The organism is Wolbachia endosymbiont of Drosophila simulans wHa (assembly GCF_000376605.1).
Classification (GTDB): Bacteria; Pseudomonadota; Alphaproteobacteria; order Rickettsiales; family Anaplasmataceae; genus Wolbachia; species Wolbachia pipientis.
The window spans coordinates 950,861-963,262 of sequence record NC_021089.1; the positions used below are offsets into that span (position 1 = coordinate 950,861).

Consider the following 12,402-nt stretch of genomic DNA (forward strand, 5'->3'; position numbering starts at 1 on the left):
ATAATTCTTATCTAAATAGATTAACAATATACCCTAAACTCAGAAATTTCAATTGATCTTTTAACATAAAAACTTGCATTTTTTTCAATTTATTCCTAAAATAGATTATATTAACAGATTATTAAGAGGGGGTTATGAATCCGAGATTAAAAGCATTTTTGGTTGTTTGTAGTATTATTGCATTTTTGATTGCACTTTTGTTTCTCGTGTATTATTTAAATCTTCTTGTTAACTATATCCTTGACCCGATTCTAGTTCGTCCCTTTGAAAGATTATACAAAAACTTAATTGTTGATGGTCTTTATGCCTATTTATCTACAAGCACTTCTAGCCCTGCACTAGCATTTTTGGCTACAGGTTTTATTGTTATTGCTGCGTTTATTTGCCTGAATAAAATGCTTCTTCCCTTGCAAGAGAAGATCATAAACAACTATACCTCCTTTAAAAACAACAATATTGATAGCAATAGCATGTTGTTTGAGGTTTATAAAGGTCCAACAATAAAATTAAAGGACAAAATCTTATTCTTCAGTATACACTTGATATATTACCTACAGCTTCCATTTTTGTATATTGCATCAAAGGTATCAGCTCTACGTGGGTTTCTTATATTTAATTTTGGTTTATTATTGTTAAATTATGCACTGCTAATTCCAGTGGCACTTCTTGAATTGATAAAGTATCCATTAGTGAGGCTTTTCTCACCTTTGGGTTTGAATGTAAAGCAGCTAAGCTTTTTGTTTAATGTAAGTGATGTGGGCACTGGCAGTCAGAGCGTTCACACGAGTAGTTTTGAACATAGTATTCTCCAATGCGCTCAAGAGTTAAAACAGAAATTTGGAGCTCAACCAAATGTACTCAATAAAGAGTTTGAAGACTACATAAATAATTCAGATGAGCTTACAACTGAGCAAAAAGAGCAATTAAAACTTTATCTTAACTTTAATGGTTCCAATGAAGCAGCTTGGCAAGAATCAAAAACTGGACTAACTCTCACACAAGCTGCAAACTTAGTTTCAACTGCTGCTAAGAATCAAAAATCAGATGTGAATTCACTATTACTAATGAATTTAAAGGATGGACTTGGTTTATGTACTCTGGGAATGTTCGATCGTATTATTTATTCGCTTAGTTGTCTTGAAGCGAAAAATAATTTCTTGGTTCAAATAAATGGAGCAGTGAACGTATTAACACCTAAATTTACTGAAAGATTTTTAAAAGAATATTGCAATTATAAAAAATTAAAAATTTTGGTAGACAAGTTTGAAGATTTTTACTCCGAAGATTATGCGGATAAAAATAATATAAGCGATGAGGTGAAGAGCAACATTAACCAATCAATAATAGAAATAAGAGAATTTGTCTTTAAAGAGCTTTACATAAAATTTTACGAAGAGTATGGAAAAAGTATTCAAAGAGGTGCCATAAAGCAAAAATTAAGGGAATTAGTTACAGATGATAGTATAAAGGAAGCAGTGTATTATTCAATGTATAATATAGAAATCCCTGCAGAACCACCTACTTATCTTGAAAGAGTAAAAGCATTTTTTGGAGGTCATGCAAGGTCTTCTGCTGCTTAGTGGTTTAGTTCGTGCTATATAGCTAAACTAACTTAGATTTACTGACAATTTTAAAACAACAAATTCGTCATTCCGCTACTAGTTAGCGCCGCGGCGGTATGACGTGTTCTATAGCTTTGTCTTCCCTTTTCTGAATGGCTTGCAAGCTGCTATCTCTACAAAAACTATATTTTTCTTCAGAAGAGAGTTATATTGTAACTATGGACAAAATAATCATAAAAAAATTTGGTGGGACTTCGCTAACTGATTTAAACCGAGTTGCAAATTTGATAAAAAACGATATTGAGAAAGGTTGTAATGTAATCGTTGTTGTATCTGCTGTTGCAGGATTTACTGACCAAATGGTTTTTCAGGCTAGGCAAATCTCAAATTTAAGTTATAGACAAGAGTTATCAGAGTATGACGTTATGCTTTCAGCAGGAGAACAAATCTCTTGCGGTCTATTAGCTATCACTCTCCAATCGATCGGAGTTAATGCTAAATCGTGGCTTGCCTGGCAGTTACCAATTGCAACTGATGATTTTTATTCTGAGTCTAAAATAAAAACAATAAAGATTGAACGTGTGAAAAGATCTTTTGCTGAGGGTTATACTGCTGCGATCATTGCTGGTTTTCAGGGTATAAATGATGATAGAATCACTACTTTTGGAAGAGGAGGCTCTGATATATCAGCAGTTGCCTTCGCGGTAGCCTTTGGTGTTAGAACTTGCGAAATTTTTACTGATATTGATGGAATATATACAGCAGACCCGAGAATTGTTCCAAAGGCACGCAAGCTCAAATTTATCTCTTACGATGAAATGTTGGAAATGTCGTCATCTGGTGCTAAAATACTGCATAATCGTTCAGTACAACTTGCAATGAAACATAACATTAAAGTGCAAGTGCTATCCACTTTTAAGGAAGTAGAAGGCACCACAGTGCTACACAAAAGGGATGTACTAGAGAGATACTTAATTACTGGAATAACTTATAGCACTAATGAAGCTCTTGTAACTTTCACTAACCTTGCAAATAACTTGCGTACTTTAAGAGATATAGCAGGAGCAAACGTTAAAATTGATATGATACATGGGTCAAGTTTTGTTATCTCCAAATTTGATATTGATTCAATGGAAAAGTTACTGAATAAGAATGAAAATTATGCTATAAACGATAATGTAGCTAAAATTTCAATAATTGGTATTGGTGTTATGTCTAACACTGAAGTGATGCACCGCACACTCAAGGTTTTAAGCGAAAAAAAGATAGAAATACTTGCTATCACAACATCTGAAATCAAAATCAGTATAATTGTTCAAAAAGAATGCGCTGTAGCTTTAGTCAAAGATTTACATACTGAGTATGAGCTTGATATGCAGCACTAGGATAGGCTTGACGTCCAGTTGTCTAAGAGTATGTCTTGAAAAGGAATGAGGAAAAAAATATGATAGTGTAAGTAAAAAATAGGAGGGAAAATTGTATCCAAGTGATATAAGTGATAAGGAATGGGAAATTTTGGAGCCACATGTTGCACAAGGAAAGATAGGGAGGCCAAGAAAGCACAATATCAGAACAATTATTAATGCAATAAGGTATATAATGAGAGGTGGTTGTCAATGGAGAATGCTGCCGAAAGATTTTCCTCCATGGAAGACGGTGTATGACTATTTTCTCAGGTGACGTAGTAATGGCAAATTGGAAAAAATACATAATATGCTAGTAAAAGAGGTAAGAAAAATGTTTGGTAAAAATGAAACACCTTCAGTAGGAATAATTGACAGTCAATCAGTAAAAACCACTCAAAAAGGGGATCCAGAGGATATGATGCTGAAAAAAAATAAAGGGTAGAAAACGTCATATTGTTGTAGATACAGTGGGCTTAATTATTGCGGCTGATGTTCATAGTGCAAGTGTTCAAGATCGTGATGGTGCTCTAAATCTTTTCACTCAAGCTAAATACAAGGCTCCAACTTTACGTAAGTTTTTTGCTGATCAAGGATACATAGCAAAACCGCTGTTTATTGGAGACAGGATACGATTACCAAGAAAGCTGTTGATGTTACAGGATTTTTCGACAATCTGGACCACAATTTAGCACTGCAGGCTATCAAGAAGCACACAGACTGCAAATGGGTCATACTGTATGTTGAAAGGTGGATGAAATCCCCTATTCAGCAAGCAGATGGCAGTAAGGTAGTTAGGGAAAAAAGGAGTTCCGCAAGGAGGTTCAATAAGCCCAATCATTTCAAACATATTTATGTACCATGCATTTGATATATGGATGAAACAAAATCACCCAACAGTACCATTTGAAAGATATGTGGATGATGCGATAGTGCACTGCAGAACTAAAAGACAGGCAGAATTTATGCGAGCAGCAATTGAAGAAAGATTGGCACAATGTAAGCTAAAATTGCAACCTGATACCAATGCCATTCCAAAACTCCATCATTATACTGCCTTAGTATAACCTTCTCACTTCTATTGTCTATTTGTTTGTTATGTAATAGAAATTGGTATGAGATTGAAGAATTAAGTGTGAACGGTTACAGAATTTTTGCCAAGAGAAACATATAGTTAAAGTAATTCAGATTTGTAAGATATGTTTATCTGCAATTATAGCTTCAACAGTAGGCAATGTTGCTTTTAATTACCTCAACATTTTCTCTTGGCAATTCTTTAATGAACCGAGAAGTGCGCATCGGTTGCCACTGGTTGTTAATTTCCCTCCTATCTGCACATGAAATGATTAACCTTTCTTTGGCTCTGGTTATGCCAACATATGCGAGTCTCCTTTCTTCTTCTAAAGCTTTACCACTTTTGTCATCAAAAGATCTTTGATGAGGAAATAATCCCTCTTCCCAACCAGGTAGAAACACGCACGGGAATTCAAGTCCTTTGGCTGCATGAAGAGTCATAACATATACGGTGTCATCGTTATTCATATTATCCACTTCCATCACCAGACTTATATGCTCCAAGAAAGTTGTGGCATTATCGAAATTTTTTAAAGATGAGATGAGCTCTTTAACATTTTCTATTCGTGCTAAGCCTGTTACCTCCTCATTTTCAAGCATTTCAATATATCCTGATTGGTTTGCTACGATTTTAACGAATTCATGCAGTGGTTTTACGCTTACTATTTCTTCCCAAGCTTTAATTTTATTTAAAAAATCGTTGAGTGAGAGTTTAATTCTTTCGGTTACCTGATTACTATTAACTAATATTTTTGCTGCCTCAAAAAAAGAAATTTTGTTATCCTGAGCAGTCGTGTATATTTTCTTTAGAGTTGTAGCTCCTATGCTTCTTTTTGGCCGATTTACTATCCTTTCGAAAGCTAAGTCATCGTTATTGTTTGTAACAAGTCTTAAATATGCAATTATATCCCTGACTTCCTGACGTTCGTAGAATTTTACGCCACTTATAATCTTGTAGGGAATTGAATATTTTATAAAATACTCTTCGAGAACTCTAGTTTGAAAAGTGGCCCTTACCAGCACTGCAATGTCACTAAATCTGTATTTATTGAGTTTCAATATCTGTTCGCTTATGAACCTTGCTTCAGCTTTCCCATCCCATAATTTTATTAGATTTACCTTTTCCCCTTCAATGTTTGTTGTCCACAATTTTTTTTCTAAGCGAGTCTTATTGTGATTGATAACATATGACGCAGTTGCAAGTATGTGGGATGTTGACCTGTAGTTACACTCTAGTTTAACGGTTTTTGCATTTTTAAAATCATCAGAAAACTTCAAAATATTTTCAACTTCTGCACCACGCCAACTATATATCGACTGGTCATCATCTCCTACACAGCAAATATTTGAGTGCTCTTTTGCAAGGTATTTTAGCAAAAGATATTGTATCGCATTTGTATCTTGATATTCATCTACCATGACATATTTAAACTTGTTTTGGTAGTAGGACAGAACTTCGGTCTTTTGATTAAAGAGTTGTATGTTATATAGCAATAAGTCACCAAAATCGACAGAGTTAAGGAATTTCAACCTTTCCTGATACTGGTGATAGACCTTGAGTGCAGTTACATATACTGGCCTAAATGATTGAATATCTTCCACTTCAGATGGCAATAAGCACTTCTCTTTCCATTGCTGAATAATATTCATAATGGTCTTACATTTTTCTGATAGGTAATCAGGATTTATTTCATTGATAATATTTTTTATTACCTGTAATTGGTCATCCACACCAATGATTGTAAAATTGGGGTTTAAGCCCACAATTTCTGCGTGCATGCGCAAAATTTTTGCTGCAATTGCATGGAAAGTGCCAAGCCATGGTATGTTTGTGCCCGTTAGCTCAAGTACCCTTGATACCATCTCATTTGCTGCTTTATTTGTAAATGTAACTGCTAATATCTCATCAGAATAAGCGTGACCGTTTCTAATTATGTGTGCTATTCTTGAAGTAATCGTTCTTGTTTTTCCCGTCCCGGCTCCTGCCAGTATCAAAACTGGTCCATCTATGTTAGTTACAGCTGATTGTTGTTCTGGATTTAGCAGTGAGAGATAATCGTTCATCGTAGCCCTATAGATTATAACTTCGTAAAGTTAAACCTATGATTGAAATATTGTAAAGGTTTTATTGAATAGAACAGTTAAAGAATGCTTCACTCAAGTGTTACGTTTTGTATATACCTTTGTTAGGCAGCTTGGATGTGGTGGGTAACGATAAATTGATCTGATCTAGGCTGCTGTTTGTTAGGTGGATAGGTGGAGTTTGGAATGACTTATATGTACGGTTTAGCTCCTCCATTTCTCTTTCTTCAACTTTAACAGGGAACTTTGAGGCATAGTGGTTATGCGTTGCAGGTCGTTCAGTGAGATTTTCATATGTTTCTTTCAACCAAGTTCCGATATCATACATAAATCCATACGCTTTTTCTTTAAATTCTCTCCATGATCTACTGAAACTTGCTAGTGTGTTATTGAAGTAAATTGTCATGTAATCTCTTGTAGTGTACTGATAACTTTCACTATTTAATTTACCACTTTGTGTGTTACAAGTTTTGAAATAACCAAATATGTTGTACATTTCGCGCTGCCATTAATTATGAATATACATATATTATACGTTAATAAATTAAAATTATCAAGAACAAGTTAAGTGTTTATTGCATTACTGAGAAAATGCTCTATATAATAATTTAAAATGGAGCTGGAGCTTTGTAGTACAATGTTTTTAAACGTTTAATATAATATTGACTTTACTACGATAGTTACTTTAAATTAGTAACTATTGTTGCAGTTAAAGTATCGATGCCTTTTTTCTTTTATTTTTTTGCAATTCTTAGCATTTTATCTGCTGTATGCGTAATTAGTGTAAGAAATCCTGTGCATGCAGTATTATTTTTAATTTTCACCTTCGTTAACTCTGCAGTGCTTTTTATTCTCCTTGGAGCTGAATTCATTGCTATGATGGTGCTGATAGTATACATCGGTGCGGTTGCGGTGTTGTTCCTCTTTGTAGTTATGATGCTCGATATTGACTACATAAGGTTGCGCCAGGGTTTTGCAAAGCATTGCACTCTTGGTGCTATGTTGTGTGTTGTGTTTTTTCTAGTCATCAGCTTTGTAATCCGCAGCTCAGCACCGAATATAAGCAATGTTATAAACTATAATACCAATAATGTGAAAGCTATTGGTAATTTGCTGTATACCGACTACATGTACGCTTTTCATCTTTCTGGAATTTTGCTACTTGTTGCAATTGTCGGTGCAATTGCTCTTACTTTGCAGGACAAGAAAAAAGGAGTTAAAAAACAGAATGTATTAAAGCAATTGACGCAATCTTCATCTGTAAAATTGGTTAAGGCTAAATTTGGAAAAGGAGTGGAATGGAAATAGGATTAAATCATTTTTTGATAGTTGCTGCTATTTTGTTCACTGTTGGGGTGTGCGGTATTTTCATCAACCGTAAGAGCATAATCAATATATTGTTATCAATAGAAATATTATTGTTGGCGATTAACATCAATCTAGTTGCTTTTTCTGCCTTTATGAATGATATAGTTGGGCAAATCTTTGTGATGTTTGTGTTGACTGTTGCGGCAGCAGAGTCAGGAGTTGGACTTGCAATATTGGTTGTATATTATAGAAGCCGTGGCAATATAGATGTTGAACAAGCAAACTTAATGAAAGAATGAAAGTATGATGGATATACTGAAATTAATAGTATTTTTGCCACTTTTTGGTTCACTATTTGCAGCACTTTTTAGAAAGGATGTTTTTGGTCAGTTAATTACAACGGCAGGGATTGGAATATCTGCAGTTTTATCTTGGTATGTTTTTCTTACCTTCTCTGAAAATTATCACTTGAGTTTATTTCCTTTATTTTCATTAAGTGTATTAAAAGTAAATTGGGCAATTAGTGTGGATGCTCTCTCATCCTTAATGCTGATTGTTATTACCACCGTTTCGCTGGTAGTGCATCTCTATTCTATCGGCTATATGGAGCATGGGAAGTCGAGGTTTTTTTCTTACCTATCGCTGTTCACATTTTGCATGATTGTGCTGGTTGTAAGCGATAATTTCGTGCAGCTTTTTTTTGGCTGGGAAGGAGTTGGCCTGTGTTCTTATTTACTCATAGGATTTTGGTTCCAAAAATATTCTGCAAATAATGCAGCAATTAAAGCATTTGTTGTGAATAGGGTAGGAGACTTTGCACTATTGATTGGAATCTTTCTTATTTATTATACATTTCACTCTTTGAAATTTACTGAAGTTTTTGACACAGCTGATCTTCTTGGCGCGCAGAACATTAGGGCATTCTGCTGTGAATTCAAAGTAATTCATATAATATGCATATTACTTTTTATTGGCTGTATGGGTAAATCTGCACAGCTTGGTTTACATGTTTGGTTGCCAGATGCAATGGAAGGGCCAACCCCTGTTTCTGCACTCATTCACGCAGCAACGATGGTAACAGCCGGTATATTTTTAATAGCAAAATGTTCTTCATTGTTTGAGTTATCAAATGTGGCACGAGAATTAATAGTTATCGTTGGTGCACTTACTGCTTTTTTTGCAGCCACCGTTGCGATTACTCAGAATGATATAAAAAAAATAATTGCTTATTCAACCTGCAGTCAACTTGGTTATATGTTCATGGCATGTGGGCTTTCTGCTTACAATGTTGCTATTTTTCATTTAATGACCCACGCTTTTTTTAAAGCTCTACTATTTCTTGGTGCTGGCAATGTGATTCATGCAATGCATCATGAGCAAAACATTCAGAAAATGGGAAATTGCTGGAAGAAAATCCCTTGCACTTACACTCTCATGTGGATTGGGTCTCTTGCGCTTTCTGGAATATTTCCATTTGCAGGTTTTTACTCAAAGGATTTGATAATTGAACATGCTTATAGCACGGATAGCTTTGCTTTTGTAATAAGCTTAGTTGTTGCATTCTTCACAGCGTTTTACTCTTGGAGGTTATTGCTTCTTGTGTTCCACAGCCAAAAACAAAGTAAAATTAATATACATGAAGCACAGAAGATTATGCTTATACCATTACTGATACTTGCTTTTGGATCGGTATTTTCTGGAGTGTGGGGAGCAAATATTTTGAACATAACTAGTAATGCGTTTTGGAAATCAAGTTTAGTGGTGGTTGATGAGCATGGAGTTCATAATTTCTTTATAAAACTACTGCCAACCTTGGCGAGCCTAAGTGGAATAGCACTTGCGTACCTAATTTACCAATATCAAGTAATTAGGCAAATTAAGAGTAAATTTTTACTTAAATTTTTGCAGAATAAATGGTACTTTGATGAGGTGTATGAGTTTGTTATAATTGTACCAATAAGGTTTATATCTAGGCTTCTATGGAAGTTTGATGTTAAGGCTATTGATTCATTTGGACCAAATGGTGTTGTAAGGTTGGTTAATGAATGTTCAAAAAGTTCTATAAAGTTGCAAACTGGTTATATATTTGATTATGCACTTATTATGTTTGTTACTTTAATAATCGGTGCTTTATATATTATTGGAATTAAATAGAAGGTGTTGTTACTTAGTATATTCTTGCTTCCACTGATAGGAGCGTTGATTTTATCCTTAATCAGGATTAATCATCAATCTATACACCTAAGATTCCTTGCCCTATTTTTTGCTGTACTTCCATTTTTGCTTAGCATTGTAGCTTGTATAGAATTTGATTATAACAATGCGGACTTTCAGTTTGTCAGCTACCCAATTAGAAATGTTGGAATAGGGATAGATGGTATATCGTTGCTTTTCCTTCTGCTTACAACTTTCTTGTTTGTAATTTGTATACTCTACAACTGCAAAATGAGTTATACGACCCTCAGTCCATATATGGCATTGTTTCTACTGCTTGAGAGTTTTGTAGTCGGTTTTTTCGTTTCACTGAATGCTATAAGCTTTTATGTGTTTTTTGAAGCTGTTTTAATACCAATGTTCTTTATTATTGGCATCTGGGGAGGAAAACACAGGGTATATGCAACGTTTAAGTTGTTTCTTTATACATTAACTGGCTCATTATTATTCCTACTTGGCTTGGTGTACATCTATAGCACTTTTGGGACGTTTAATATACAAAAATTAGCTACATTAGTGCCAAGTCTTGATCTTGAAGTGCAGTCATTGCTATGGATTGCATTTTTTATTTCTTTTGCAATAAAAGTACCGATGTTTCCATTTCACACTTGGCTTCCTGATGCGCATGTGCAATCACCAACTTCTGGATCTGTGATTTTAGCTGGCTTGCTTATTAAAATGGGGGGATATGGATTTTTAAGGTTTTCTATTCCAATGCTTCCTCAGGCAAGTTTGTATTTTTCAAATTTCGTTGTTGTGCTGAGCATTATTGCGGTAATATATGCTTCTCTAGTTGCGTTTGCTCAAGATGATATAAAGAAGTTAATAGCTTATTCTTCAATAGCACATATGGGGATCGTTACTGCTGGCCTCTTTTCATTTTGTGAGGAAGGAGTACTGGGTAGCATATTTCAAATGATTAGTCATGGCCTTATTTCTGCTGCTTTATTTTTGTGTGTTGGAATGCTATATACTCGAACTGGAACTTTGGAGATTGCAAAATATTTTGGCATAGTAAACACAATGCCAAAATTTGGTTTTATGTTCATTTTATTTTCAATGGCTTCAATAGGGCTACCTGGAACATCTGGATTCATAGGTGAGTTTTTGGCTATGGTTGGAATGTTTAAGAGCATAGGGTTTTTTACAGGATTTATCGCACTTGGCACTATTTTAAGCGCAGTTTATATGCTGAATTTATGTAAGCAAATAATATGGGGGGTTAGCTATTCTAAATTATTAAATAACCGCTTGGATAGCATAGAATTTTCTGTCTTAATTCTGCTTGCAGTGTTTGTTATTTTGCTTGGATTCTACCCAACCCTTGCACTGAATTATTTGAAGCCATGTATGGCAAATTTGTTAGTCAAATATAATGCGCTATGAATTATATACAGATATTGCCGGAAACGTTCTCTATTATCTCCTCGTTAGTGTTGCTGCTGCTTGGAATTATATTTAACCGCCGAACTATCAACTTATTAGCACTTGGCTGCACAGTGGTAACTTTGATTATTTTAATTATTTCGGCAGAAAACAATGAAATTTTTCTCTTTAATTCGTTGTTAAAACTCAATTTATACATCAGGTCAGCCCAAGGGTTAATTCTCAGCACAGGAATTTTAATACTTTTGATGCTGAATTTATCAAAATATGACTATAAATATGAATTTTCAATACTGATTCTTTTTGCGCTATTTGGCATGATAACTTTGGTTTCAGCAAATAGTCTGATTTCTTTTTATTTAGCTTTTGAGTTGATGAGTATATCTTTGTATGTTCTTGCGAGCTTTAATAAAGATTCAGCTTATTCATGTGAAGCAGGAGTGAAATATTTTACACTTAGTGCACTATCTTCCTGCATTATGCTATATGGAATGTCGCTGCTTTATGGATATACAGGACAAGTCAATTTCTCTGAGCTCGGTTCATTCTTGCAAAGCCATCAGATAACTTATGGAATAGTTTTTGGATTAGTCTTTATCCTAATTGGTTTGTGTTTCAAGCTTGCTATTGCTCCTTTTCATATGTGGGCTCCAGATGTCTATCAAGGTGCACCTACCATAGTAACTGCGTTTTTTTCTACAGCTCCAAAAGCTGCACTTGTAACATTTTTAATTCGATTGATGAATGAAGAGTTAGTAAATGTAAAAAGTTATGTTCAGCCTATTTTCTTATACGTTTCAGCATTGTCTGTGCTTATCTCAGCTTTTGGGGCCTTGCGTCAGCAAAACTTAAAAAGGCTGCTTGCTTACAGTTCAATTGGTCACATTGGTTTTATATTTGCTTCACTTTCTATTTTTACACAAGCAGGAACAGATAGTGCCTTAATGTATCTGGTGATATATATCATCACAAGCATAGGGCTATTCTCATATCTCGTACAAATTGACGATGACGATTGTGATATTGCAAATTTATCTGGTATAGGGAAGAAACGCCCAATTGTAGCATTTCATCTTTCTGTGCTGTTACTCTCGATGTCGGGAATACCTCCACTTGCAGGTTTTATCGCTAAATTTTTTATATTCAAAAGTTTAATAAATTCTGGCTTTATCAGCCTGTCCTTGATCCTTGTAATAGCGAGTGTGATATCATGCTACTATTATTTAAATATCATGAAAGTTATGTATTTTGATAAAGCTAGTGGTAATAAGGTTGCTTATTCTAAGGGTCTATTCATTATTACTTCAGTGGCTTCACTGATCAACCTCGTTCTTTTCTTGTACGTTTTACTCACTCATTGAACTAAAGGACTG

General features: G+C 34.6%; 13 protein-coding genes. 11 read left to right on the forward strand and 2 right to left on the reverse strand.

Annotated elements, in window-relative coordinates; translation table 11 throughout:
• The first annotated feature begins 134 nt into the window (after window positions 1-134).
• The 6 genes from WHA_RS04305 to WHA_RS07090 all read left to right on the forward strand — a co-directional run bounded on the left by WHA_RS04305 (window position 135) and on the right by WHA_RS07090 (window position 4,032).
• Window positions 135-1,580 (forward strand): hypothetical protein, encoded by a 1,446-nt coding sequence (locus tag WHA_RS04305; protein ID WP_015589291.1) that lies wholly within the window; start codon window positions 135-137, stop codon window positions 1,578-1,580.
• Between the two features lie 200 nt (window positions 1,581-1,780).
• A complete protein-coding gene (locus WHA_RS04310) occupies window positions 1,781-2,947 on the forward strand; it encodes an aspartate kinase (protein WP_015589292.1) in 1,167 nt (388 codons plus the stop codon).
• 91 nt (window positions 2,948-3,038) lie between these two features.
• Complete coding sequence (locus tag WHA_RS06540; protein ID WP_007549940.1) at window positions 3,039-3,242, forward strand: IS5 family transposase; 204 nt, start codon at window positions 3,039-3,041, stop codon at window positions 3,240-3,242.
• A 33-nt stretch (window positions 3,243-3,275) separates the two neighbouring features.
• Window positions 3,276-3,410 carry a hypothetical protein gene (locus tag WHA_RS07260; protein WP_255324781.1) on the forward strand — a complete coding sequence of 45 codons (135 nt, stop codon included), beginning with the start codon at window positions 3,276-3,278 and terminating at the stop codon, window positions 3,408-3,410.
• A 25-nt stretch (window positions 3,411-3,435) separates the two neighbouring features.
• Window positions 3,436-3,657, forward strand: a complete 222-nt coding sequence (locus WHA_RS07395; RefSeq protein WP_022626388.1) for a hypothetical protein — start codon at window positions 3,436-3,438, stop codon at window positions 3,655-3,657.
• Window positions 3,658-3,819: 162 nt separating this feature from the next.
• Window positions 3,820-4,032: a hypothetical protein gene (locus WHA_RS07090; protein WP_041573538.1), complete on the forward strand. Its 213-nt coding sequence runs from the start codon at window positions 3,820-3,822 to the stop codon at window positions 4,030-4,032.
• 154 nt (window positions 4,033-4,186) lie between these two features.
• Here the strand turns inward: WHA_RS07090 and WHA_RS04330 are convergent, their stop codons facing one another.
• Together WHA_RS04330 and WHA_RS04335 are read right to left on the reverse strand one after the other, a co-directional pair.
• Window positions 4,187-6,103: an ATP-dependent helicase gene (locus WHA_RS04330; RefSeq protein WP_015589293.1), complete on the reverse strand. Its 1,917-nt coding sequence runs from the start codon at window positions 6,101-6,103 to the stop codon at window positions 4,187-4,189.
• A 100-nt stretch (window positions 6,104-6,203) separates the two neighbouring features.
• Window positions 6,204-6,617: a WD_0964 family protein gene (locus tag WHA_RS04335; protein ID WP_015589294.1), complete on the reverse strand. Its 414-nt coding sequence runs from the start codon at window positions 6,615-6,617 to the stop codon at window positions 6,204-6,206.
• A gap of 224 nt (window positions 6,618-6,841) precedes the next feature.
• Between WHA_RS04335 and WHA_RS04340 the strand changes: the two genes are divergently transcribed.
• Genes WHA_RS04340 through WHA_RS04360 form a run of 5 tightly spaced genes read left to right on the forward strand, consistent with a single transcriptional unit; the run spans window position 6,842 to window position 12,390 of the window.
• Window positions 6,842-7,429, forward strand: a complete 588-nt coding sequence (locus WHA_RS04340) for an NADH-quinone oxidoreductase subunit J (RefSeq protein ID WP_015589295.1) — start codon at window positions 6,842-6,844, stop codon at window positions 7,427-7,429.
• Window positions 7,420-7,728 carry an NADH-quinone oxidoreductase subunit NuoK gene (gene nuoK / locus WHA_RS04345; RefSeq protein ID WP_010962953.1) on the forward strand — a complete coding sequence of 103 codons (309 nt, stop codon included), beginning with the start codon at window positions 7,420-7,422 and terminating at the stop codon, window positions 7,726-7,728. The genes WHA_RS04340 and nuoK overlap by 10 nt, the downstream gene beginning before the upstream one ends.
• Window positions 7,729-7,732: 4 nt before the next feature.
• Complete coding sequence (gene nuoL, locus WHA_RS04350) at window positions 7,733-9,583, forward strand: NADH-quinone oxidoreductase subunit L (RefSeq protein WP_015589296.1); 1,851 nt, start codon at window positions 7,733-7,735, stop codon at window positions 9,581-9,583.
• A 3-nt stretch (window positions 9,584-9,586) separates the two neighbouring features.
• The gene (locus WHA_RS04355; protein WP_015589297.1) at window positions 9,587-11,029 is read left to right on the forward strand and encodes a complex I subunit 4 family protein; all 1,443 of its coding nucleotides are present in this window, start codon (window positions 9,587-9,589) and stop codon (window positions 11,027-11,029) included.
• A complete protein-coding gene (locus WHA_RS04360) occupies window positions 11,026-12,390 on the forward strand; it encodes an NADH-quinone oxidoreductase subunit N (RefSeq protein ID WP_015589298.1) in 1,365 nt (454 codons plus the stop codon). The genes WHA_RS04355 and WHA_RS04360 overlap by 4 nt, the downstream gene beginning before the upstream one ends.
• Window positions 12,391-12,402 lie beyond the last annotated feature (12 nt).